The 22,478-nt window shown below is 66.2% G+C and carries 20 protein-coding genes; 15 read left to right on the top strand and 5 right to left on the bottom strand.

Annotated features, from left to right (window positions below; all coding sequences use genetic code 11):
- Positions 1–147 precede the first annotated feature (147 nt).
- From rplU to proB, 4 genes are all read left to right on the top strand, one after another.
- Positions 148–459, top strand: a complete 312-nt coding sequence (rplU, locus tag IPF36_RS25660) for a 50S ribosomal protein L21 (protein ID WP_006576525.1) — start codon at positions 148–150, stop codon at positions 457–459.
- 39 nt (positions 460–498) lie between these two features.
- Positions 499–759 (top strand): 50S ribosomal protein L27, encoded by a 261-nt coding sequence (gene rpmA / locus IPF36_RS25665; protein ID WP_010814747.1) that lies wholly within the window; start codon positions 499–501, stop codon positions 757–759.
- A 112-nt stretch (positions 760–871) separates the two neighbouring features.
- On the top strand, positions 872–1,969 hold the full coding sequence (gene obgE, locus IPF36_RS25670) for a GTPase ObgE (RefSeq protein WP_133098446.1): 1,098 nt from the start codon (positions 872–874) through the stop codon (positions 1,967–1,969).
- 47 nt (positions 1,970–2,016) lie between these two features.
- The gene (gene proB / locus IPF36_RS25675; RefSeq protein ID WP_133098445.1) at positions 2,017–3,135 is read left to right on the top strand and encodes a glutamate 5-kinase; all 1,119 of its coding nucleotides are present in this window, start codon (positions 2,017–2,019) and stop codon (positions 3,133–3,135) included.
- An 80-nt stretch (positions 3,136–3,215) separates the two neighbouring features.
- On the opposite strand, the gene IPF36_RS25680 is transcribed toward proB, so the two are convergent.
- Positions 3,216–3,797 carry a CNP1-like family protein gene (locus tag IPF36_RS25680; protein ID WP_195431174.1) on the bottom strand — a complete coding sequence of 194 codons (582 nt, stop codon included), beginning with the start codon at positions 3,795–3,797 and terminating at the stop codon, positions 3,216–3,218.
- Complete coding sequence (locus IPF36_RS25685; RefSeq protein ID WP_135705967.1) at positions 3,790–4,452, bottom strand: RNA pyrophosphohydrolase; 663 nt, start codon at positions 4,450–4,452, stop codon at positions 3,790–3,792. The genes IPF36_RS25680 and IPF36_RS25685 overlap by 8 nt, the downstream gene beginning before the upstream one ends.
- A gap of 181 nt (positions 4,453–4,633) precedes the next feature.
- Here IPF36_RS25685 and IPF36_RS25690 point away from each other — a divergent pair, with 181 nt between their 5' ends.
- The 4 genes from IPF36_RS25690 (at position 4,634) to IPF36_RS25705 (ending at position 8,740) form a co-directional block, all read left to right on the top strand.
- Positions 4,634–6,355, top strand: coding sequence for a proline--tRNA ligase (locus IPF36_RS25690; RefSeq protein WP_133098442.1), 1,722 nt, complete (start codon positions 4,634–4,636; stop codon positions 6,353–6,355).
- A 5-nt stretch (positions 6,356–6,360) separates the two neighbouring features.
- Positions 6,361–7,101 carry a lytic transglycosylase domain-containing protein gene (locus IPF36_RS25695; protein WP_133098441.1) on the top strand — a complete coding sequence of 247 codons (741 nt, stop codon included), beginning with the start codon at positions 6,361–6,363 and terminating at the stop codon, positions 7,099–7,101.
- Positions 7,098–8,000: a 2OG-Fe(II) oxygenase gene (locus IPF36_RS25700; RefSeq protein WP_133098440.1), complete on the top strand. Its 903-nt coding sequence runs from the start codon at positions 7,098–7,100 to the stop codon at positions 7,998–8,000. Before IPF36_RS25695 ends, IPF36_RS25700 begins: the two co-directional genes overlap by 4 nt.
- A 116-nt stretch (positions 8,001–8,116) precedes the next feature.
- The gene (locus IPF36_RS25705; RefSeq protein WP_133098439.1) at positions 8,117–8,740 is read left to right on the top strand and encodes a LysE family translocator; all 624 of its coding nucleotides are present in this window, start codon (positions 8,117–8,119) and stop codon (positions 8,738–8,740) included.
- 63 nt (positions 8,741–8,803) lie between these two features.
- Here the strand turns inward: IPF36_RS25705 and IPF36_RS25710 are convergent, their stop codons facing one another.
- Both IPF36_RS25710 and ffh read right to left on the bottom strand, forming a co-directional pair.
- Complete coding sequence (locus IPF36_RS25710) at positions 8,804–9,346, bottom strand: hypoxanthine-guanine phosphoribosyltransferase (protein WP_133098438.1); 543 nt, start codon at positions 9,344–9,346, stop codon at positions 8,804–8,806.
- Between the two features lie 52 nt (positions 9,347–9,398).
- Positions 9,399–10,793, bottom strand: coding sequence for a signal recognition particle protein (gene ffh / locus IPF36_RS25715; RefSeq protein ID WP_135705965.1), 1,395 nt, complete (start codon positions 10,791–10,793; stop codon positions 9,399–9,401).
- A gap of 130 nt (positions 10,794–10,923) precedes the next feature.
- Between ffh and IPF36_RS25720 the strand changes: the two genes are divergently transcribed.
- The 7 genes from IPF36_RS25720 (at position 10,924) to IPF36_RS25750 (ending at position 21,386) form a co-directional block, all read left to right on the top strand.
- On the top strand, positions 10,924–11,886 hold the full coding sequence (locus tag IPF36_RS25720) for an inner membrane protein YpjD (RefSeq protein WP_133098436.1): 963 nt from the start codon (positions 10,924–10,926) through the stop codon (positions 11,884–11,886).
- Positions 11,887–11,892: 6 nt separating this feature from the next.
- A complete protein-coding gene (locus IPF36_RS25725) occupies positions 11,893–12,189 on the top strand; it encodes a PP0621 family protein (protein WP_133098435.1) in 297 nt (98 codons plus the stop codon).
- The gene (locus tag IPF36_RS25730) at positions 12,186–14,300 is read left to right on the top strand and encodes a sensor histidine kinase (protein WP_195431177.1); all 2,115 of its coding nucleotides are present in this window, start codon (positions 12,186–12,188) and stop codon (positions 14,298–14,300) included. The genes IPF36_RS25725 and IPF36_RS25730 overlap by 4 nt, the downstream gene beginning before the upstream one ends.
- A 29-nt stretch (positions 14,301–14,329) precedes the next feature.
- Positions 14,330–15,985 carry a sigma-54 dependent transcriptional regulator gene (locus IPF36_RS25735; RefSeq protein WP_135706314.1) on the top strand — a complete coding sequence of 552 codons (1,656 nt, stop codon included), beginning with the start codon at positions 14,330–14,332 and terminating at the stop codon, positions 15,983–15,985.
- Positions 15,982–16,602 carry a 1,6-anhydro-N-acetylmuramyl-L-alanine amidase AmpD gene (gene ampD, locus IPF36_RS25740; RefSeq protein WP_135705963.1) on the top strand — a complete coding sequence of 207 codons (621 nt, stop codon included), beginning with the start codon at positions 15,982–15,984 and terminating at the stop codon, positions 16,600–16,602. Before IPF36_RS25735 ends, ampD begins: the two co-directional genes overlap by 4 nt.
- Positions 16,603–17,118: 516 nt before the next feature.
- The gene (locus IPF36_RS25745; protein WP_135705962.1) at positions 17,119–20,055 is read left to right on the top strand and encodes a ribonucleoside-diphosphate reductase subunit alpha; all 2,937 of its coding nucleotides are present in this window, start codon (positions 17,119–17,121) and stop codon (positions 20,053–20,055) included.
- A gap of 143 nt (positions 20,056–20,198) precedes the next feature.
- The gene (locus IPF36_RS25750) at positions 20,199–21,386 is read left to right on the top strand and encodes a ribonucleotide-diphosphate reductase subunit beta (RefSeq protein ID WP_029048109.1); all 1,188 of its coding nucleotides are present in this window, start codon (positions 20,199–20,201) and stop codon (positions 21,384–21,386) included.
- Between the two features lie 239 nt (positions 21,387–21,625).
- Here IPF36_RS25750 and IPF36_RS25755 read toward each other — a convergent pair whose 3' ends face one another.
- A complete protein-coding gene (locus IPF36_RS25755) occupies positions 21,626–22,474 on the bottom strand; it encodes an SDR family oxidoreductase (RefSeq protein WP_135705961.1) in 849 nt (282 codons plus the stop codon).
- Between the last annotated feature and the right edge of the window lie 4 nt (positions 22,475–22,478).

The following is a 22,478-nucleotide window of genomic DNA, read 5'->3' on the forward strand; positions in this document are numbered from 1 at the left end:
CCTGTTTTCTTTGCAGTTTTCCCCGATCTCGTTTACAATTCCCGGTTTCCTCCGGTAGTCGCTCGCCTTGCGGGTCCTTGCCGGTGGGAGATAACCGGGCCGCATCGCGCGGTTTCGGCGTTTTATTCACATCCGAGAGGTTCGACAATGTACGCGGTCGTAAAAACCGGCGGCAAGCAATACAAGGTTGCTGCTGGCGAAAAACTGAAAGTAGAACAGATACCGGCAGACATTGGCGCAGAAATCACGCTCGACCAGGTGCTCGCAGTGGGCGCCGGCGACCAAATCAAGTTTGGTACGCCGCTGGTTAGCGGGGCTTCCGTCAAGGCTACCGTTATCTCCCAGGGTCGTCACGACAAGGTGAAGATCTTCAAGATGCGCCGTCGCAAGCACTACCAGAAGCGTCAGGGCCATCGTCAGAATTACACCGAACTGCGCATCGAAGCGATCGTTGCCTGATCGATCGAGCGTAATCCGGTAAAGCGACAGGAGTAAGACATGGCACAGAAAAAAGGCGGCGGTTCCACGCGGAACGGCCGTGATTCCGAATCGAAGCGTCTGGGCGTGAAGGTGTTTGGTGGCCAGGCCATCAACGCCGGCGGCATCATCATCCGCCAGCGCGGTACCCGCGTGCATGCCGGCGACAACGTCGGCGTGGGCAAGGACCACACGCTGTTCGCCCTGGTTGACGGCCACGTGCAGTTCGCCGTCAAGGGCCCTGCCAAGAAGCAGCAAGTCAGCGTCGTCCCGGCGGCCTGATAACAGCCTTTGCAGGATGAAAGGCCCCGCAACGCTTGCGGGGCTTTTTCTTTTCTGGCGAAGTAAACTACGCCGGCCCCCGATCTGCCGATCCCATCACGGAAAACCCATCATGAAGTTCATCGACGAAGCCCGAATCGAAGCCATCGCCGGCAACGGCGGCAATGGCAGCGCCTCGTTCCGGCGCGAGAAGTTTGTGCCCTTCGGCGGCCCGGATGGTGGCGACGGCGGCCGTGGCGGCAGCGTGTTCGCGCAGGCGGACCGCAATATCAATACCCTGATCGACTTCCGCTACGCCAAGAAGCACGTGGCCAGGAACGGCGAAAACGGCCGTGGCTCCGACTGCTATGGCGCCGCTGGCGACGATATCACGCTGCGCATGCCGGTCGGCACGCTGATCACGGATATGGATAGCGGCGAGGTCATCGCCGACCTGACCGAGCATGGCCAGCGCGTGTGCCTGGCCGAAGGCGGCATGGGCGGCTGGGGCAACCTGCATTTCAAGTCCAGTACCAACCGCGCGCCGCGCCAGCAGGTGGACGGCAAGCCGGGCGAGCGCCGCATGCTCAAGCTCGAGTTGAAGGTGCTGGCCGACGTCGGCCTGCTGGGCATGCCCAATGCCGGCAAGTCGACTTTCATTTCGCATATTTCCAACGCGCGCCCCAAGGTGGCGGACTATCCGTTCACCACGCTGCATCCCAACCTGGGCGTGGTGCGCGTTGACCATGAGCAGTCGTTCGTGGTCGCCGACATTCCGGGCCTGATCGAAGGCGCGGCCGAGGGCGCGGGCCTGGGCCACCAGTTCCTGCGCCACCTGCAGCGCACCGGCCTGCTGCTGCATATCGTCGACCTAGCGCCGTTCGACGAGGCGGTCGACCCGGTCGCCGAGGCCAAGGCCATCGTCAACGAGCTGAAGAAGTACGACGAGGACTTGCACGACAAGCCGCGCTGGCTGGTGCTGAACAAGCTCGACATGGTGCCCGAGGACGAGCGTGCCGCACGGGTCAAGGACTTCCTCAAGCGCTACAAGTGGAAGGGCCCGGTGTTCCAGATCTCGGCGCTGACCGGCGAAGGCTGCCGCGAGCTGATCTACGCGATCAAGGACCATCTGGCGGCGATCAAGGCCGAAGAGGCCGCGGCGCTGGCCGAACCGGACATCCGTCTGGACGATCGGCTGCACAACGTCGACCAGGACGAGCGCGAGGCATAATCAAAACCCAACGGTCTGAAACGAATTCCGGAGACAGGATTCCCGCCATGCAATCGGTCATCGCGCAGGCAAAGCGCATCGTCGTCAAAGTCGGCTCCAGCCTGGTCACCAACGATGGCAAGGGACTGGACCACGACGCCATCGCCCGCTGGGCATCGCAGATCGCCAGGCTGCGCGTGGCGGGCAAGGAAGTGGTGCTGGTCAGCTCCGGCGCCATCGCCGAAGGCATGCAGCGCCTGGGCTGGGTGCGCCGGCCGAAGGAAATCCACGAGCTGCAGGCCGCCGCCGCCGTCGGCCAGATGGGCCTGGCGCAGGTCTATGAAAGCCAGTTCACGCGCTACGGCATCCGCACCGCGCAGGTGCTGCTGACCCACGCCGACCTGGCCGACCGCGAGCGCTACCTGAACGCGCGTTCCACGCTGCTGACGCTGCTGTCGCTGGGCGTGGTGCCGATCATCAACGAGAACGACACCGTGGTTACCGACGAAATCAAGTTCGGCGACAACGACACGCTCGGCGCCCTGGTCACCAACCTGATCGAAGGCGACGCGCTGGTAATCCTGACCGACCAGCGCGGCCTGTACACCGCCGATCCGCGCAAGGACCCGGCGGCGCAGTTCGTCGACGAAGCCATGGCCGGTACGCCGGAACTGGAAGCGATGGCCGGTGGCGCCGGTACCTCGATCGGGCGCGGCGGCATGCTGACCAAGATCCTGGCGGCCAAGCGCGCCGCCAAGTCCGGCGCGCACACCACCATCGCCTCCGGGCGCGAGGCCAGCGTGCTCGAGCGGCTGGCCGCGGGCGAGGCCATCGGCACCCAGCTGCTGGCGCCGACCGGCCGGCTCACCGCGCGCAAGCAGTGGATGGCCGACCACCTGCAGCTGCGCGGGCGCGTGGTGATCGATAACGGCGCGGTCGAGAAGCTGACCGGCGGCGGCAAGTCGCTGCTGCCGATCGGCGTGGTCGAGGTGCAGGGCGAATTTGCCCGCGGCGAGGTGATCGCCTGTGTCGATCCGCAGGGCAAGGAAGTGGCGCGCGGCATCACCAACTATTCGAGCGCCGAGGCGCGCCTGATCGCGCGCAAGCCTTCGTCGGAGATCGAGTCGGTGCTGGGCCACCTGAACGAGCCCGAGCTGATCCACCGCGACAACCTCGTGCTGGTCTGAGCGGCGACCGAAAACAGCCAAAGAAAAACGGCGGAACTGCCAGGCAGTCCCGCCGTTTTTTTATGCCGATGCCGCCCGCCTCAGCGGCGGCTGGGCGCGCGCGATTGCAGCTCGCGCACCATGTCCTCCGGCTTGCCGGCCACCGTGCGGCCCTGGCAGAAGAACTCGATGGCCAGCGTGGCAGCATAGGCGTTGCGCACGCCGGTTTCCATGCGATGCCAGGTCTCGCCGTAGCCGCTGATGTTAGGCACCCATTCGGTGGCGCCCTTGGGCAGCGTGGCGTAGAGCTTGCGCTCGAAGGCGTCGCAGCGCATGCCTTCGAAGGTCACGTTGCGGGCGCCGCTCTGGCTGGTGGTGACCACGGTGTAGCGCACCACGTTGTCCTTGCCCACCGAAACCGACTTGCTGTCCACCGCAAACGACAGCGTGCCGGTGCCGGAAACCGAGAACGGCACCAGGTTGGCATCCTGCGGCGGCGCCGGCAGCATCGCCTTGGCTTCCTCGAAGGTCTTGGGCGCGAAGGGGCTGAGCCAGGTGCTTTCTTCTTCCGCCATCTCCTTGCCGGTGGTCTTGCAGCCCGCCAGCGCCAGCGTGGCGGCGGCAAGCAGCAGGCCGGCAGCGGTCAGGCCGCCGCGGCGGCCCGGGCCGGTGCAACTAGTCATCAGTACTCCGTGAGTTGGTAACCGGCGCCGCCGGCGAAACAGTTTCTTGTGCTGCCGCGCCGCCGCAGTCGGCCGCGGCAGGCCTTGACGACTGGCCGGCGACCGGGGGCGGGATGCCGCGCTGGCCGCCTCCATGGCGGCCGTGCGCATGCGTGCCATAGGGGCTCAGCGGCACGCGCGGATGCCGGTTCAGGAAGCGCGACAGTTCCGTCAGCGCCATCTGGTAGACATCGCGCTTGAACTCGATCACCGCCTCCAGCGGCACCCAGTAGTGGCTCCAGCGCCAGGCATCGAACTCCGGATGGTCGGTGGCGCGCAGGTGGATATCGCAGTCCCTGCCCGCCATGCGGAGCAGGAACCAGATTTGTTTCTGGCCCCTGTAGTGGCCGCGGATCTCGCGGCGGATGAACTTGTCCGGCACCTCGTAACGCAGCCAGTCGCGTGTGCGACCTACGATCCTGACGTGCTCCGGAAGCAGGCCGGTTTCCTCATGCAGTTCGCGGTACATGGCCTGTTCCGGCGTCTCGCCGTACTTGATGCCGCCTTGCGGAAACTGCCAGGAGTGTTCGCCGATGCGCTTGCCCCAGAAAACCTCGTTGCGTGCGTTGAGGAGGATGATGCCGACGTTCGGGCGAAAGCCTTCACGATCGAGCATGACTGCACCTCGAATCCTTTAGAATTACGCTGATTATAAAGGAAGCGCGCAGCTGGGCTCTGGCGGGGGGATGCTGGTTTTCCCGAGCAGAAGGGCAGTTTCAGGCGCGTGCGCGACAATTCAGTGCCGCCGCTACCGGAATTCGCCGGGCAGGCGTTGCGGCCTCGAGAGAAAGCTACGGATGAAAGCCTCGCAATTCTTCATTTCCACCCTTAAGGAAGCGCCCGCCGACGCGGAAATCGTGTCGCACAAACTGATGATGCGTGCCGGCATGATCAAGAAGCTGGGCGCCGGCATCTACACCTACATGCCGATCGGGCTGCGCGTGATCCGCAAGGTGGAGAACATCGTGCGCGAGGAAATGAACCGCGCCGGCGCGGTGGAAATGTCCATGCCGGTGATCCAGCCGGCCGAGCTGTGGCAGGAGACCGGCCGCTGGGACAAGATGGGCCCCGAACTGCTGCGCCTGAAGGACCGCCATGAGCGCGACTTCGCCGTGCAGCCGACCTCGGAAGAGGTGGTGACCGACATCGCCCGCAGCGAGATCCGCAGCTACAAGCAGCTGCCGCTCAATTTCTACCAGATCCAGACCAAGTTCCGCGACGAGCGCCGGCCGCGCTTCGGCATCATGCGCGGGCGTGAGTTCACCATGAAGGACGCCTATTCCTTCGACCGCGACACCGACGGCCTGCGCAAGTCGTACGAGAACATGTACGACGCTTACGTGCGCATCTTCAGCCGCTTCGGGCTTGAGTTCCGCGCGGTGGCGGCCGACAACGGTGCCATTGGCGGTTCGGGTTCGCATGAATTCCATGTGATCGCCGATACCGGCGAAGACGCCATCGTCTACTGCCCGACCTCGGCCTACGCCGCCAACATGGAGGCCGCCGAGGCGCTGCCGCTGTTGGCGGAGCGCGCCGCGCCGAAGCAAGACCTGGTCAAGACCTTCACTCCGGAGAAGGTCAAGTGCGAGCAGGTTGCCGAATTCCTGAGCATCCCGCTGGAGACCAACGTCAAGTCGATCGTGCTGGCCACGGACAGCGAAGCCGGCGCCCAGATCTGGCTGCTGCTGATCCGCGCCGACCACGAGCTGAACGAGGTCAAGGCCTCCAAGGTGCCGGGGCTGGCCGACTTCCGCTTTGCCACCGAGAACGAGATCGTCGACGCCTTCGGCTCGCCCCCGGGCTATCTCGGCCCGATCGACATGAAGAAGCCGGTCAAGGTGGTGGCCGACCGCACCGTCGCCAACATGAGCGACTTTGTCTGCGGCGCCAACTACCGCGACTACCACTTCACCGGCGTCAACTGGGGCCGCGACCTGCCCGAGCCGATCGTCGCCGACCTGCGCAACGTGGTGGCGGGCGATGCCTCGCCGGACGGCCAGGGCACGCTGGAGATCTGCCGCGGCATCGAGGTGGGCCACGTGTTTATGCTGGGCACGCGTTACTCGGAATCGATGAACGCCACCTTCCTGGACGAGAACGGCAAGACCCAGCCGATGCAGATGGGCTGCTACGGCATCGGCGTCACCCGTATCCTGGGCGCCGCGATCGAGCAGAATTTCGACGAACGCGGCATCATCTGGCCGGCGGCGATCGCGCCGTTCGAGGTGGTGATCTGCCCGGTTGGCTATGACCGCTCCGAGGCCGTCAAGGCCGAGGCCGACCGCATCCATGCCGAGCTGCTGGCTGCCGGTGTCGACGTCATCATCGACGACCGCGGCGAGCGTCCGGGCGTGATGTTCGCCGACTGGGAACTGATCGGCGTGCCGCACCGCGTGGTGGTGGGCGACCGCGGCCTGAAGGAAGGCAAGGTCGAGTACCAGGGCCGGCGAGACGCGCAGGCCACCCCGGTCAGCGTGGCCGACGTGGTCAGCCACGTGCGCAACCAGCTGGCGAACTGAGCCCGATGCGCGCCGCACGCGCAATGCCCGCCGCCCGCCGCCTTGCCGGCGGGCTGCTGCTGGCGCTGGCCGCGGCGGCCGCGCATGCCGGCGCGCAGAAGGAAGAGGACCTGGCAGATTCCGTGCGCGGCGCGCTGGCCGCGGCGATTGCAGACGACCGGCCCACGCGGCCGGTCTTTGCATCCGGCGGCGAGCGCCTGGCTTACCTGAAGTGGCTGGGCGAAATGTCTTCGCGCCTGGCCACGCGCATCCCCGAGCCGCAGGTGCGCGTGGAACTGATCGAGGTCGCCTACTACGAGGCCAAGCGCGCCGGGCTGGAACCCGCGCTGGTGCTGGGCCTGGTCCAGGTCGAGAGCAATTTCCGCAAGTACGCGATCAGCTCGGCCGGCGCGCGCGGGCTGATGCAGGTGATGCCGTTCTGGGTCCGCGCCATCGGCGACAGCGACCCGCGCAAGCTGTTCCACCTGCAGAGCAACCTGCGCTACGGCTGCACCATCCTGCGCTACTACCTCGACCGCGAGCAGGGCGACCTGTACCTGGCGCTGGGCCGCTACAACGGCAGCCGCGGCCGCCCCGAGTATCCCAATGCCGTACTGGCGGCGTGGAAGCGCTGGCAGTATTCCGAAGCTTCGGTCACCGTTGCCGGCGAACCGGACAATGCGCCGGCGCGCGCCCCCCGTGCGCTGCCGTCGGATCCGCCGGAACGCAATCCTTTCTCGCCGCGCCGCGTCGCCAACCCGTCATGATCCGCGAAGCATCCGATGCCGGCGGCAGGGCCGGCTATACCGAATCCTCGCCCGAACTCGAGCAATGGCTGGCCCGGCATATCGCGCAGGGCTTTGCGGCCGATGCGCTGGTGCTGTCGATGCTGCGTTCGGGCTATGACGACGGCTTTGCGCGCCGGGCCGTGGCGGCAGCGTTCGGTGCGGACGTCGCCGCGGGCCGCCCGGCCAGGCCGGAGCCGGCGCGCACGGCGGCGCCTCCTCAGGCCAGGAGCACCGCGGCAGCCTTTGTGGCCGATGGCGGCGACCGCCAGGTGCCGATCCTGTTCCGGCTCGCCTCGCCGCAGATCCGGCTGTACCAGCAACTGCTGAGCGCCGACGAGTGCGACGCGCTGGTGGCGCTGTCGCGCGGCCGGCTGGCGCGCTCGCCGGTGGTCAACCCCGACACCGGCGACGAGAACCTGATCGACGCCCGCACCAGCATGGGCGCCATGTTCCAGGTGGGCGAGCATGCGCTGATCGAACGCATCGAGGCGCGTATCGCCGCGGTCACCGGCGTGCCGGCCGAGCACGGCGAAGGCTTGCAGATCCTCAACTACAAGCCCGGTGGCGAATACCAGCCGCATTTCGATTTCTTCAATCCGCAACGGCCGGGCGAGGCTCGCCAGCTGACCGTTGGCGGCCAGCGCATCGCCACGCTGGTGATCTACCTGAACACGCCCGCGGCCGGCGGCGCCACCGCGTTCCCGCGCCTGGGGCTGGAAGTGGCGCCGGTAAAGGGCAATGCGGTCTACTTCAGCTACCTGCTGCCCGACGGCATGCTGGACGAGCGCACGCTGCATGCGGGCCTGCCGGTCGCCGAGGGCGAGAAGTGGATTGCGACCAAGTGGCTGCGCGAGCGGCCGTATCGCAGCGAGGCCTGACCGCGCCGAGCAGGATTGCGCCGATCGATCCTGTATCGGCAATTTGCTGAAAAAGTGTACCGGTACTGTACCGCTGACTGACCCTAGACTGATTCCCTGAACGCATGGAGTCAGTCATGGAAGTATCCCAACTCGCCGCCGGCACCGGTGTCTTTGCCGCTTTTGCCGGTTTTGCGCTGGTGTCGTCGATCACCCCCGGTCCGAATAACACGATGCTGCTGGCCTCCGGCGTGAACTTCGGGTTCTTGCGCACGGTGCCGCACCTGCTCGGCGTCAGCATCGGCTTTGCGCTGATGGTGGCGCTGGTCGGGCTGGGGCTGGGGTCGCTGTTCCACGCCTTCCCATGGACCTGGCAGGTGCTGCGCGTGGTGGCGACCGTCTACCTGGTCTGGCTGGCATGGAAGCTCGCCACGGCCGGCGGCGTGCAGGACCAGCAGGTGGCGCGGCCGATGGGCTTCTGGGCCGCGGCGGCGTTCCAGTGGGTCAATCCCAAGGCGTGGGTGATGGCCGTGGGCGCGTGCAGCACCTATGTGCTGCACGGCAACCTGTGGCTCAACGTGCTGCTGCTGGCCGGGATCTTCGGGGTGGTGAACCTGCCCAGCGTGGCGATGTGGGCGTTATGCGGCTCGGCGCTGCGGCGCTGGCTGGCGCGGCCGAAGGTGCTGCGCGCGTTCAATATCGGGATGGCGGTGTTGCTGCTGGCTTCGCTGTGGCCGATTTTGGGGTCGCACCAGGCGTGATGTATTTTCTCCCCACTCCCGCCTGCGGGGAGTGTAGGGGGGCCAAACCTCAGCCCGTCAAAATCAAACCAGCGCCCGGATCGCGCCCAGATTCCGCCAATACCCCTTGGCATCCATCCCGCACCCGAACACATAGCGATCCGGCACCGCAAAGCCGCAGAAGTCCGGGTGCATCGGCTTGAGCTTGGTCAGCGTCTTCTCGCACAGCACCGCCGCGTGGAATTCCCTGGCGCCCATTTCCATGATGCGCTCGCGGATCGCGGCCATGGTCTCGCCTTCATCCAGGATGTCGTCCAGCACCAGCACCACGCGGTCCTTGACCGACTCGCGCGGGGCCACGCGCCATTGCATCTCGCCGCCAACGGTCTTGTTGTTGTAGCGGGAGAGGTGGATGTAGTCGAACTCCAGCGGGAACGCCAGCTTGGGCAGCAGCATGCCGGTGAACACCACCGCGCCGCCCATCACGGACAGCACCAGCGGGAAGGCATCGCCCATCTTGGCGGTGATCTCGGCGGCCATGCGGTCCAGCGATGCCTGGACTTCCTCGGCCGAGACGATTTCTTCGGAGTTGGCCCACAGTTCGCGGGCCTGTACGGCGCTCATCATGATGTCTTTCCTGTCCTTTTGCGGGGGAGGCGGATAACGCTGCAGCGTGCGCTCAGCGGTTGAAGAGGCCCTTCATGCCGCCCTTCATCGCGCCCATCTGGCGCATCATCTTCATCATGCCGCCGCCCTTGAGCTTTTTCATCATGGATTGCATCTGGTCGAACTGGTTCAGCAAGCGGTTGACTTCCTGAACCGGCACGCCGGCGCCCGCGGCAATGCGGCGCTTGCGGCTGGCCTTGATCAGGTCGGGCTTGGCGCGCTCTGCCGGCGTCATGCTGTTGATGATGCCTTCCATGCGGGCCACCTGCTTCTCGGCCTGGTCCATGTTGGCGCCCTGCGCCTGCTGGGCGAACTGCGCCGGCAGCTTGTCGACCAGGCTGGCCATGCCGCCCATCTTCTTCATCTGGCCGATCTGCGCCTTGAAGTCTTCCAGGTCGAAATCGCCGGTCTTCTTGATCTTCTTGGCCAGCTTCTCGGCCGCTTCCATGTCGACACCGCGCTGGGCTTCCTCGACCAGCGCCATGATGTCGCCCATGCCCAGGATGCGCTGGGCCATGCGGTCCGGGAAGAACGGCTCCAGCCCGTCCAGCTTTTCGCCGACGCCGACGAACTTGATCGGCCGGCCGGTGATGTGGCGCACCGACAGCGCGGCACCGCCGCGCGCATCGCCGTCCAGCTTGGTCAGCACCACGCCGGTCAGCGGCAGGGTGTCGTTGAAGGCCTTGGCGGTGTTGACCGCGTCCTGGCCGAGCATGGCGTCGACCACGAACAGGGTCTCGGCGGGCTTCAGCTCGGCGTGCAGCGCGGCGATTTCCTGCATCATCAATTCGTCGATGCCCAGGCGGCCGGCCGTATCGACGATCAGCACGTCGTGGTAGTGCTTGCGCGCCCAGTCCACCGCCGCGCGGGCGATCTCGACCGGCTTCTGGTCCGGCTGCGACGGGAAGAAGTCGGCGCCGACCTGCTCGGAAACGGTCTTCAGCTGGGCGATAGCGGCGGGGCGGTAGACGTCGCAAGAGACCGTCAGGATTTTCTTCTTCTTGTTTTCCTTGAGCCACTTCGCCAGCTTGCCGACCGTTGTGGTCTTGCCGGCACCCTGCAGGCCGGCCATCAGGATGATGGCGGGCGGCTGCACGTTCAGGTTCAGCTCGGCTTCCTTGTTATTGCCGCCGGCGGCCTCGGCGCCGCCGATGACCGAAGTCAGCTCGCGCTGGACCACGCCGACCAGCGCCTGGCCCGGCGTGAGGCTGGTGATCACATCCTCGCCCAGCGCCTTTTCCTTGACGCGGGCGATGAATTCGCGCACGACCGGCAGCGCCACGTCGGCTTCGAGCATGGCAAGGCGCACTTCGCGCAGCATCTCGGCGGTGTTGGCCTCGGTCAGGCGCGCCTCGCCGCGCATGGTCTTGACCACACGCGCCAGGCGTTGAGTGAGATTGTCCAGCATGGCAGGAATCGGGGGAGATATCGGAGCAGGAGCTCGGTCTGAAATCGGGGCAGACCCGTGCCGGTTGCAGGCCCGGAGTACCGGTTCAACCGGCCGCCACCGTCCGTGGGCACTAAGGTAAACTGCGCAAATGGTCATTGTACTGTATGCCTTGACGGCACTTCTCTATTGCGGCCTGGCCTGGCACGGCTGGGCCACGCGCCATGCCGGCGTTGCCTCCACGGCCGCCAAGGCGGGACAGGCCGGCGGCGCGGCCTCGGCCGTGCTGGTCGCCGGCGGGCCCGGCAACACCCTGCCACCTGCGGGCGGTGCGCACGGCGAGGGCCGGCCGGCGTGGTGGCACGTGCTGATGCTGGCGGCGCTGGCCAGCCACGGCATGCTGCTGCACGAAACCATCTTCCCGGCCGAGCGCATGATGTTCGGCTTTGCTTTCGCGCTGTCGGCCATGCTGTGGCTGGGCGTTGGCATCTACTGGATCGAGAGCTTCTTCTTTTCGCTGGCCGGGCTGGGGCTGATCGTGATCCCCGTCGCGCTGGTCGCCAGCCTGATGCCGCTGGCCTTTCCCGGCTCGCAGATCCTGGGCTATGCCGCGCAGCCGCTGTTCAAGCTGCACTTCATCATCGCCAACGTGGCGTACGGGCTGTTCACGCTGGCGGCGTTCCATGCCTTCCTGATGCTGCTGGCCGAGCGCCGGCTGCACGGTTTCCGCCACGCGCCGGCGCGCCCGGCCGATGGCAAGGCCGCGCAAACCGGCCAGTGGCTGGGCCGCTGGCTGGACCTGCTGCCGCCGCTGCTGACGCTGGAGAAGCTGCTGTTCCGCCTGATCGGCGCCGGCTTCGTTCTGCTGACACTGACGATCGGCTCGGGCCTGCTGTTTTCCGAAGAACTGTTCGGCCGCGCTTTCCGGATGGACCACAAGACTGTGTTCGCGCTGATCTCGTGGGCCATGTTCGGCGGCATCCTGGCAGGGCGCATCTTCCGCGGCTGGCGCGGCAAGGTGGCGCTGCGCTGGGTCATCGCCTCGTTCGGCATCCTGCTGCTGGCCTATGTCGGCAGCCGCTTTGTAATTGAAGTGGTCCTCCACCGTTTCTGAGACACCATGGCACGTATCCTGATCCTGCTGGCCGTGGTGCTGGGCGTCTTCTGGTGGCTGCGCGCCCGCGCCGAAGCGCGGCTGGCGCAGCAACGCGCCCGGCAGCAAGCCAGCGAAAGCGCCGCCCGGTCCAGCGCCAACGCCCGGCAAACCGAATCCGCCGAACCGATGGTCCAGTGCGCCCAGTGCGGCGTGCACCTGCCGCAAGGCGAGGCCATCGCCTGGCGCGGCCTGCACTACTGCCGCCGCAGCCACTTGCCTGACGAGGCCAGCCACACCGACGGCGGCGGCGCGCGCCCATGATCGAACCGGCGCTGTCAGGCTGGCAGCGGCTCAATGCCTGGCGCGGCCTGGCGCAGCTGTGGCGCCAGCCTGAACCGCCCGAATTCCACTGGCGCCTGCTGCGCTATTTCTGCTGGACCCGCGTCGCCGTGGGCCTGCTGCTGCTCGGCTACGCGCTGATGCGGCGCGGCGAGCCTGCCCCAACGTCATTGCCGCCTTCGCTGCTGCCGGATTTGTCCTTCGGGCTGGCCGGCGTCGAACATGCGGCGGCCATGACGGTCGCCGTGCCTTACCTTGGCATTGCGCTGGCGATGCTCGCCGGCACGCTGTGGCGCCGCCATTTCCACCTGCGCGTGCGCGTGCAGGTGCTGGCCGACCTGGCGCTGCTGGCGCTGGTCTTCCACGCCATCGGCCACCCGGCCAGCCAGGGCCAGGCCGACGGCCTCGCCATGATCTTCCTGCTGCCCGCGCTCGAAGCCGGTGCGCTCACCAGCCTGCCGTTCGCGCTCTTTGCCGCGTCGATCTCCGCGCTGGTGGTGATGGGCGGACCGTTCATGCACACAATCCTGCTGCGCCAGGCCGATGCCGGGCTGCTGGGCTCGGGCCTGTTCGGCCTGGTGTTCATGATCGCGGCGCTGCTGATGTATATGCTGGCCAACCGCCAGATCGCGCAGGAGCGGCTGGCGCTGGTGCGCGAGCAGGAATTGCGCATGCAGCAGCTGGTCAACCGGCTGATGGTCAACGACATGCAGGACGGCGTGATGCTGGTGCGCGCCAACGGCGCCGTGGTGGCGGCCAACCCGGCGGCGGTGGTGCTGCTGGGCGTGCAGGCGCATGAGCGCATCTATTCGCGCCGGCTGGGGGCATCGGCGGAGCAGGGCAGTGGCGGCGGCACCGATGCCGTGCTGTTCGACCTGCGCCGCATCCCGCGCCTGCAGCCGCTGATGGAAATGCTGCGCGACTGGCTGCGCAGCAAGGACGACGTGCCGCGCATCCTGCAGCTGCTGCCGATGGCGTCGGGCAGCGCGCTGGCCGACGGCACCATGCAGCACACCCGGTTGCGGCTGCGCTTCGTGCTGCCGGGGCTGGCGGGGTTGCGCTCGACGCTGGCGCAGGGGCGCACGGTGCCGTCGCAACTCGACACCGCCGCGTGGAACGAGCTCTCGCCCGAGGCCGCCGCCCGCCTGCGCCTGGCCATTGCGCAGAACGAGGCCATGGCCTGGTCGCAGGAAGACGAAGCGCTGCTGCGCAGCGAGATGCGCGACACCGTGCTGGTTCATATCGAAAGCTGGGAGCGCATCGCCGAACAGGTGCAGCAGGAAAAGCTGGCCGCGATGGGCCGGCTGGTGGCCAGCATCGCGCACCAGATCCGCAACCCGCTGGCGGCGATCAGCCAGGCCAGCGAACTGCTGGCCGATTCCGCGCGGCAGGAGCCTGGCGCGGCGGACAGCGGCGCGGACGTCGACATCGACGCTCGCCTGCTGCGCATCATCAACGACAACGTGCGCCGGCTCGATCAGGTGGTGTCCGACGTGCTGCAGATGTCGCGCCGCCCGCGCACCGGCCGCAGCACCGTGCACCTGGCGCAGGCGCTGCCCGAGATCGTCGAGCGCTGGCGCCTGGAAATGCGCTCGCGCCGCCCGCACGCCGGCGAGACCCGCCCGGCCGGCCGCGCCGACGTCAACGCCAACGCCATCCGCCTGACCGTCGACGTGGCCCAGCCGGTGGTGTTCGACGCCGCGCAGTTGCAACAGGTGCTGGGCAACCTGCTCGACAACGCCTGGCGCTACTGCAGCCGGCTGCCCGGCTCGATCCGGCTGCTGGCGCACGCGCTGGACCAGCATCACGCCGAGCTGATCGTCTGGAACGACGGCGCCGAGGTCTCGCGCGAGCACCAGCGCAGCCTGTTCGAACCCTTCTTTACCAGCAACGCCCAGGGCACCGGCCTGGGCCTGTTCATGGCACGCGAGCTGTGCGGCGCCAACGATGCGCAAGTACGCTACGGCGCGGTCTCGGTGCCGGCGCTGCTCGAGCGCACCGGCGTGCTGGCCGCCGCTGCGCGCGATACACTGCCGGCCAAAGCCTTTGTCCTGACGCTGCGCATCGAGACCGCCGACGCGGCCGTCGCATGAACGGCGTCCGCCCATCCACACCCGCCACCATGCCATCCCGTACGCCCGATCCCATCCTCGTCATCGACGACGAGGCCGACCTGCGCGAGCTGCTCGACATCTCCATCCGGCGCATGGGCCATGACGTGGTGCTGGCCGGCTCGCTGGCCGAGGCGCGGCAGAAGCTGGCGCAGGGCCGCTACAGCCTGGTGCTGACCGACATGCGGCTGGGCGACGGCCTGGGCATCGAGATCGTGCGGCAGCTGTCGGCCGCGCCCGAGCGCATCCCGGTGGCGGTCATCACCGCCTACGGCAGCGCCGACAACGCTGTCGAGGCGCTCAAGGCCGGCGCCTTCGACTACATCGCCAAGCCGGTCTCGCTGGAGCAGCTGCGCAGCCTGGTGCTCAACGCGCTCGGCCGCCAGCAGCGCGACAGCAGCGAAGCCGATGCCGGCGGCAGCGCCGGCGCGGACGCTGCCGCCGACCGCGCCGCGGCGTTGCTGCCCGGCCATTCCGCCGCCATGCACGAGGTGCGCCGCTCGCTGTCGCGGCTGGCGCGCAGCATGGCCCCGGTGGTCATCAGCGGCGAATCGGGCAGCGGCAAGGAGCGCGCCGCGCGCGCCATCCACGCGATCAGCGCGCGCGCTTCGCACCCGTTTATCGCGGTCAACTGCGGCGCCATCCCCGAGACGCTGATGGAGTCGGAGTTCTTCGGCCACGTCAAAGGCGCCTTCACTGGCGCCGATGGCGAGCGGGGCGGCTTTTTCCATGCCGCCAACGGCGGCACGCTGCTGCTCGACGAGGTGGCCGACCTGCCGCTGGCCATGCAGGTCAAGCTGCTGCGCGCGCTGCAGGAGCGCCGCGTGCGCAAGATCGGCGCCAGCCGCGAAGATGCCGTGGACGTGCGCGTGATGTGCGCCAGCCACAAGGACCTGGCCGCGATGGTCGCCGCCGGCCAGTTCCGCCAGGACCTGTATTACCGCCTGAACGTGCTGGCGCTGCGCATGCCCACGCTGCGCGAGCGTGGCGAAGACATCCCGGTGCTGGCGCGCGCCATCCTGGACCACCTGGCGGTGCGCTATGGCGACCCGCATCCCAAGCGCCTGGCGCCGGCCGCGCTGGAGCAGCTGGCCGCCTACCGCTTCCCGGGCAACGTCCGCGAACTGGAAAACCTGCTCGAGCGTGCCTACGCCTTTGCCGAGAGCGAGCAGATCGAGGTGGCCGACCTCGGCCCGCTGGATGCCGGCGCGCCCGGCGCCGGGCTGATGGCCCCCGCGCCCACGATGGCGTCACCGGTCCCTGCGACCCAGTACGCCCCCTGGGGCGCGCCGGGCATGTGGGCGCCGATGCCGCCCGCGGCGACACCCACGCCCGCAGCCGTGGCCGAACCTGCTGCCGCGCCACAGGTTGCCGCACCGCCCGCCACCCAGCCCGAACCCGAGGGCGACGCCACCGAGCGCGCCTGCCGCGGCATCGTCTTCCCAATCGACCTGCCGGCCCGGCTCGAAGCCGTGGAGCGCGAACTGATTTTGCAGGCACTGGCGCAGACCAACTTCAACCGCACCGCTGCCGCGCCGCTGCTCGGCCTGAACCTGCGCCAGCTGCGCTACCGCATCCAGCAGCTTGGCATCCGCGAAGCCATGGACGCCGCTGACCGCGGCGTGGCCGAGAACAACGGCGACGGCGCGGGCGAGGGCACGCCATGACGAGGCCCAGCCAGCCCAATCTGCCTGCACAGGTGCGTGCCTTCCTCCCAGACGCAGACGGCTGGGTACCCGCCGCCCGCCGCGTGCCGTCGCCCAATTTCGACGAACGGCCCACCGGCATGCCCGTGGACCTGGTGGTGCTGCACAACATCAGCCTGCCGCCCGGCCAGTTCGGCAGCGGCGACATCGAAGCGTTCTTCCAGAACCGACTCGACCCGGACAAGCACCCGTTCTTCGCCACCATCCACCAGGTCCAGGTGTCCGCGCACTTCCTGGTGACGCGGCAGGGCGAGCTGGTGCAGTTCGTGCCGTGCACGCAGCGGGCCTGGCATGCCGGCCAGTCCGACTTCTTCGGCCGCACGCGCTGCAACGACTTCTCGATCGGCATCGAGATCGAGGGTTGCGACGACCTGCCGTTCACCCCCGCCCAGTACGACACCGTGGCCGCCCTGGTCCCGGCCCTGATGGCGGCCTACCCGGTGCGCGCGATTGCCGGCCACAGCGACATCGCCCCGGGGCGCAAGACCGATCCCGGCCCGCATTTCGACTGGGACCGCTTCGCCGCCGGTGCAGCAGTGCCGCCAGGCATGTTGCCCTATCGGCATACCACGGGGTGATGAATTCGTAACGTCATTCCCCATGGTCGTGCGCCCCTTTTTGGCACACATGCCCCAGGCAGGTTAGGGGCTATCGCATGCTCGCAACAATCAAAAAAATTTTTGTGAAATGTGCAGTTGCGAACGGTTTCGCTGAAACCCTTGTGTGTACTAGGCTCCCGGGCATGTGGCGCTGCCGCACGCGGCGGCCCGACCGCGAAACGACCCCGAAATAACGGTTGTCAAGACTGGTCATTCGGATTCGTTTCACTATACTTAGCCAAGTTTTCAGCAGTACCCACTATATCTAGTAGTCAAACCGGGGAGCTGGCCCAAGTGTGAGGTGCCGGTTGCACAGCGAGTGCAACCCGTCCGGAAACCTCCGCAAAGCTAGCGAATCACAAAGAGTCCCTGGCGAAATGTTCACGCAAAGGCAGTTTGTCCGTGCGCGGTCACACCGAAACGGATCCTTCTTTCCGCCGCATTTCGCCAGGGACTCTTTTGTCTCTTAAATCCAGGGTAAAAACAGGACTTCACATGCAAACGGCCCAGAACGAACTCACCACGGGTGGCGCCGCCGCCGGCGTTGCCAGCCAGGCACCCAACGCACAGACCTCCAGCGCCGCTTCCACCAGCTACCCGGATCACAAGATCATCCGTCGCAACGGCGCCGTGGTGGCGTTCGAGCCGTCCAAGATCAACGTCGCCATGACCAAGGCCTTCCTCGCCGTCAACGGCGGGCAGGGCGCAGCTTCCGCGCGCGTGCGCGAGATCGTCGAGCAACTGACCGACAGCGTGGTGCGCGCGCTGGTGCGTAGCCGCCCGAGCGGTGGCGCCATCCATATCGAAGACGTGCAGGACCACGTCGAGCTGGCCCTGATGCGCTCGGGCGAGCATGAAGTGGCCCGCGCCTACGTGCTGTACCGCGAGAAGCGCGCCCAGGAGCGCGCCAGCGCCAGCGCCCAGGCCGTGGCCCGCGTGCAGCAGTCCGGCATCCAGATCAATGTGACAGACGCCGGCGTGGCCAAGCCGCTGGACATCGTCGCGCTGCACGCCCTGATCGACAACGCCTGCTCCGGTTTGGGCGATGCGGTCAGCGCCGAGCCGATCCTGAAGGAAACCCTGAAGAACCTGTACGAAGGCGTGCCGATGACGCAGGTGTACGACTCCGCCATCCTGGCTGCGCGTACCCTGATCGAAAAGGACCCCAACTACAGCCAGGTCACCGCCCGTATCCTGCTGCACACCATCCGCAAGGAAATCCTGGGCGCCGAAGTGACCCAGACGGAGATGTCGGCCCGCTACGTCGAGTACTTCCCCAAGTTCATCGCCCGCGGCATCGAAGCCGAGCTGCTGGACGAAAAGCTGGCCACCTATGACCTGGCCCGCCTGGGCGCCGCGCTCGACGCCGGCCGCGACTTCCAGTTCAACTACCTGGGCCTGCAGACCCTGTACGACCGCTACTTCCTGCATATCGATGAAACCCGCATCGAAATGCCGCAGGCCTTCTTCATGCGCGTGGCCATGGGCCTGGCGCTGAACGAGAAGGACCGCGAAGCGCGCGCCATCGAGTTCTACCAGCTGCTGTCGTCGTTCGACTTCATGTCGTCCACGCCGACCCTGTTCAACTCCGGCACCCGCCGCTCGCAGCTGTCGTCGTGCTACCTGACCACCGTGTCGGACGACCTGGAAGGCATCTACGAAGCGCTGAAGGAAAACGCGCTGCTGTCCAAGTTCGCCGGCGGCCTGGGCAATGACTGGACCAACGTGCGCGCACTGGGCTCGCACATCAAGGGCACCAACGGCAAGTCGCAGGGCGTGGTCCCGTTCCTGAAGGTGGTGAACGACACCGCCGTGGCCGTGAACCAGGGCGGCAAGCGCAAGGGCGCCGTCTGCGCTTACCTGGAAACGTGGCACCTGGACATCGAAGAATTCCTGGAGCTGCGCAAGAACACCGGCGACGACCGCCGCCGCACCCACGACATGAACACGGCCAACTGGATCCCGGACCTGTTCATGAAGCGCGTGATGGAAGGCGGCGAGTGGACGCTGTTCTCGCCCGCCACCTGCCCGGACCTGCACGACAAGGTCGGAAAGGAATTCGAAAAGGCCTACCTGGGCTATGAAGCCAAGGCCGCCAGCGGCGAACTGAAGCTGTTCAAGAAGCTGCCCGCGCTGCAACTGTGGCGCAAGATGCTGGGCATGCTGTTCGAGACCGGCCACCCGTGGATCACCTTCAAGGATCCTTGCAACATCCGCAGCCCGCAGCAGCACGTCGGCGTCGTCCACAGCTCCAACCTGTGCACGGAAATCACGCTGAACACCAACGACAGCGAAATCGCCGTCTGCAACCTGGGCTCGGTCAACCTGGTGGCCCACCTGGCCAGGCAGGCCGACGGCTCGTACGCGCTCGACCACGCCAAGCTGCAGAAGACCATCCGCACCGCCATGCGGATGCTGGATAACGTCATCGACATCAACTACTACGCTGTCGACAAGGCGCGCAATTCCAACCTGCGCCATCGTCCGGTCGGCATGGGCATCATGGGCTTCCAGGACTGCCTGCACGTGCTGCGCACGCCGTACGCAAGCAAGGCCGCGGTGCAGTTCGCCGACACCTCGATGGAAGCGGTGTGCTACTACGCCTACCAGGCTTCGACCGAGCTGGCCGAAGAGCGCGGCCGCTACAGCACCTACGAAGGCTCGCTGTGGGACCGCGGCATCCTGCCGCAAGATTCGCTCAAGCTGCTGGCCGAAGAGCGCGGCGGCTACCTGGAAGTGGACCTGTCCAGCACCATGGACTGGGACAGCCTGCGCGCCCGCATCAAGCAGCACGGCATGCGCAACTCGAACTGCATCGCGATCGCCCCGACCGCGACCATTTCGAACATCATCGGCGTGTCCGCTTGCATCGAGCCGACCTTCCAGAACCTGTACGTCAAGTCCAACCTGTCGGGCGAGTTCACCGTGGTCAATGACTACCTGGTGCGCGACCTGAAGGAACGCGGCCTGTGGGACGAGGTGATGGTTGCCGACCTGAAGTACTTCGACGGCTCGCTGTCGCGCATCGACCGCATTCCGCAAGACCTGCGCGACATCTACGCCACCGCGTTTGAAGTCGAGCCGACCTGGCTGGTGGAAGCCGCCAGCCGCCGCCAGAAGTGGATCGACCAGGCCCAGTCGCTGAACATCTACATGGCCGGCGCGTCGGGCAAGAAGCTGGACGACACCTACAAGCTGGCATGGGTGCGCGGCCTGAAGACCACGTACTACCTGCGCACCATGGCTGCCACGCACGTGGAGAAGTCCACCGTGTCGCGCGGCTCGCTGAACGCGGTGTCGTCGGGCAGCGACAGCGGCTCGGCCCTGGACGCAGCGGCTGCCTCGGCCCCGGCCATGCCGGAAGCCGAAGGCGCGGTCTGCACGATGCGCCCGGGCGACCCCGGCTTCGAAGAGTGCGAAGCCTGTCAGTAAGCCTTAACTAATCCCCCGCTTTGCTCCCCTCTCCCGCCCGCGGGAGAGGGGCCGGGGGAGAGGGCCGGCGCAACCACGAAGTTGCACAAGTCAAAAAACACTGATCACCGCCGCCCCCAAACCGAATCACGGAGAACAACATCATGCTGAGCTGGGACGACGACGTTCAAGCCACCCCGCAGGCCGCACCGCAGCCTGCCCTGCAACCCGCTGCATCGGCTGCCACCGCTGACCAGCAAGGCGTCCTGCCGCCGAGCGCCACGCAAGCCGGCATCCTGGGCAACAATCCCAACGCCGCCGCCGCGCAAAGCAACCGCCGCGTCAACGCCGCCGACAAGCGCGTCATCAACGGCTCGACCGACGTCAACCAGCTCGTCCCGTTCAAGTACAAGTGGGCGTGGGAAAAGTACCTGGCCGGCTGCGCCAACCACTGGATGCCGCAGGAAATCAACATGTCGCGCGACATCGCGACATGGAAAGACCCCAACGGCCTGACCGAAGACGAGCGCCGCATCATCAAGCGCAACCTCGGCTTCTTCGTCACCGCCGACTCGCTGGCCGCCAACAACATCGTGCTGGGCACCTATCGCCAGATCACCGCGCCGGAATGCCGCCAGTACCTGCTGCGCCAGGCCTTTGAAGAGGCCATCCACACGCACGCCTACCAGTACATCGTTGAATCGCTGGGCCTGAACGAAGCCGAGATCTTCAACGCGTACCACGAAGTACAGTCGATCCGCGACAAGGACGAGTTCCTGATCCCGTTCATCGACACGCTGACCGACCCGTCGTTCAAGACCGGCACGCCGGAAAACGACCAGAAGCTGCTGAAGTCGCTGATCGTGTTCGCCTGCATCATGGAAGGGCTGTTCTTTTATGTGGGCTTCACGCAGATCCTGGCGATGGGGCGGCAGAACAAGATGACTGGGGCGGCGGAGCAGTATCAGTACATCCTGCGGGATGAGTCGCTGCACTGCAATTTTGGTATCGACCTGATTAATCAGATCAAGCTGGAGAATCCGCATCTTTGGACGGCGGAGTTCAAGGCCGAGATCACCGAACTGTTCAAGAAGGCGGTGGATCTGGAGTATCGCTATGCGGAAGACACGATGCCGCGTGGGGTGCTTGGTTTGAATGCGCCGATGTTCAAGTCGTATCTGCGGTTTATCTGCAATCGTCGTTGCCAGCAAATTGGTCTTGATCAGCTGTTCCCGAACGAGGAGAACCCGTTCCCGTGGATGAGCGAGATGATTGATCTGAAGAAGGAACGCAACTTCTTCGAGACGCGCGTCATTGAGTATCAGACGGGTGGGGCGTTGAGCTGGGATTGAGTTTTTTTGCTTTGATGATGAGAAATGGGAGCTGATGGCTCCCATTTTTTATGGACCTACCAAGACAAAAGGTGGCTGCAATCGGCCAGTTTGAGACATATCCCTACGCTCTTCGAATGTCCCATCTTGGCCAAAGCTGCCATTATGGGGCCTGAGTGGATACATTCTCAAAGCCCACGTTGTGTCGTAGGCCTTATAGGAAAAGAGTCCCGGCAAAGCCGGGACCCCCTCACTATCGATCAGTCTGCAAAGTCGGTAGCCTCGGACGAGCCCCTCCAGGTGTCGAGATCCTTTGCAACAGCGTTAGCTTTCGCAGCCGCAAGTTCATTGGCGATCTTGCCGGCGAACAGATGCAACGGCGCCGATTCGACCGCAGCGGCCTGCATGATCAGCAGGGCGAGCTTGTCAGGATCGCCGGCCTGATGGCCATGTAGAGTGTCGAGATGCAGGTCCAGCGAAGCCTTGGCCTCCGAGTAGTCGTCGATCTGTCGCTTGGCCACTGCGAGCGCACCGTTCGACAGAAAGTCCGTGCGCACAGGCCCCGGATAGACCACAGTGGCTCGGATACCCAGTTCCGCGACTTCCGCCGCCAGGGATTCCGTCAAGCCTGACAGTGCGAACTTGCTCGCGACGTAGCTGCCCCAGCCCGCATACCCGCCCTGGTAGCCCACGATGGAGGAGATGTTGATGATGTGCCCGCTGCGCTGGCGACGAAGCTGCGGCAGCGCATGGCGCAGTACAGCCATCGGTGCGAAGAAGTTGACCTCGAAATTGCCGCGCAGTTCGTCGTCGGACAGTGCCTCGACCGTGCCTTGCTGGGCATAGCCGGCATTGTTGACGACCACGTCGATCACGCCGAACCATTGCACTGTCTTCTCGACGGCCGCCTGGACACTGCGGTCGCTGGTCAGGTCAACTTCCAAAGGTAGAAAGCGGTCGGATGCGCCACCAAATGTCTCCGTCAGCGATGCGGCTATGCGGGACGTTGCCGCTACCCGGTGGCCTTGCTCCAGCAGGTGGGCAACGAGTTTCTGACCGACGCCCTTCGACGCGCCTGTGATGAACCATGTACGGGATGCTTGTTTCATGATG

It is taken from the genome of Cupriavidus sp. IK-TO18 (genome assembly GCF_015549295.1).
Taxonomy (GTDB): Bacteria; Pseudomonadota; Gammaproteobacteria; order Burkholderiales; family Burkholderiaceae; genus Cupriavidus; species Cupriavidus oxalaticus_A.

Bases quoted from the DNA above. Each gene is read 5' to 3' on its own strand.
- IPF36_RS25695 (WP_133098441.1), top strand. From the start codon at position 6,361: ATGCGCGCCGCACGCGCAATGCCCGCCGCCCGCCGCCTTGCCGGCGGG.
- obgE (WP_133098446.1), top strand. From the start codon at position 872: ATGAAGTTCATCGACGAAGCCCGAATCGAAGCCATCGCCGGCAACGGC.
- proB (WP_133098445.1), top strand. From the start codon at position 2,017: ATGCAATCGGTCATCGCGCAGGCAAAGCGCATCGTCGTCAAAGTCGGC.
- IPF36_RS25745 (WP_135705962.1), top strand. From the start codon at position 17,119: ATGCAAACGGCCCAGAACGAACTCACCACGGGTGGCGCCGCCGCCGGC.
- IPF36_RS25735 (WP_135706314.1), top strand. From the start codon at position 14,330: ATGCCATCCCGTACGCCCGATCCCATCCTCGTCATCGACGACGAGGCC.
- IPF36_RS25725 (WP_133098435.1), top strand. From the start codon at position 11,893: ATGGCACGTATCCTGATCCTGCTGGCCGTGGTGCTGGGCGTCTTCTGG.
- IPF36_RS25710 (WP_133098438.1), bottom strand. From the start codon at position 9,346: ATGATGAGCGCCGTACAGGCCCGCGAACTGTGGGCCAACTCCGAAGAA.
- IPF36_RS25755 (WP_135705961.1), bottom strand. From the start codon at position 22,474: ATGAAACAAGCATCCCGTACATGGTTCATCACAGGCGCGTCGAAGGGC.
- IPF36_RS25680 (WP_195431174.1), bottom strand. From the start codon at position 3,797: ATGACTAGTTGCACCGGCCCGGGCCGCCGCGGCGGCCTGACCGCTGCC.
- IPF36_RS25730 (WP_195431177.1), top strand. From the start codon at position 12,186: ATGATCGAACCGGCGCTGTCAGGCTGGCAGCGGCTCAATGCCTGGCGC.
- rpmA (WP_010814747.1), top strand. From the start codon at position 499: ATGGCACAGAAAAAAGGCGGCGGTTCCACGCGGAACGGCCGTGATTCC.
- ffh (WP_135705965.1), bottom strand. From the start codon at position 10,793: ATGCTGGACAATCTCACTCAACGCCTGGCGCGTGTGGTCAAGACCATG.
- IPF36_RS25705 (WP_133098439.1), top strand. From the start codon at position 8,117: ATGGAAGTATCCCAACTCGCCGCCGGCACCGGTGTCTTTGCCGCTTTT.
- IPF36_RS25720 (WP_133098436.1), top strand. From the start codon at position 10,924: ATGGTCATTGTACTGTATGCCTTGACGGCACTTCTCTATTGCGGCCTG.
- IPF36_RS25750 (WP_029048109.1), top strand. From the start codon at position 20,199: ATGCTGAGCTGGGACGACGACGTTCAAGCCACCCCGCAGGCCGCACCG.
- IPF36_RS25685 (WP_135705967.1), bottom strand. From the start codon at position 4,452: ATGCTCGATCGTGAAGGCTTTCGCCCGAACGTCGGCATCATCCTCCTC.
- IPF36_RS25690 (WP_133098442.1), top strand. From the start codon at position 4,634: ATGAAAGCCTCGCAATTCTTCATTTCCACCCTTAAGGAAGCGCCCGCC.
- ampD (WP_135705963.1), top strand. From the start codon at position 15,982: ATGACGAGGCCCAGCCAGCCCAATCTGCCTGCACAGGTGCGTGCCTTC.
- IPF36_RS25700 (WP_133098440.1), top strand. From the start codon at position 7,098: ATGATCCGCGAAGCATCCGATGCCGGCGGCAGGGCCGGCTATACCGAA.
- rplU (WP_006576525.1), top strand. From the start codon at position 148: ATGTACGCGGTCGTAAAAACCGGCGGCAAGCAATACAAGGTTGCTGCT.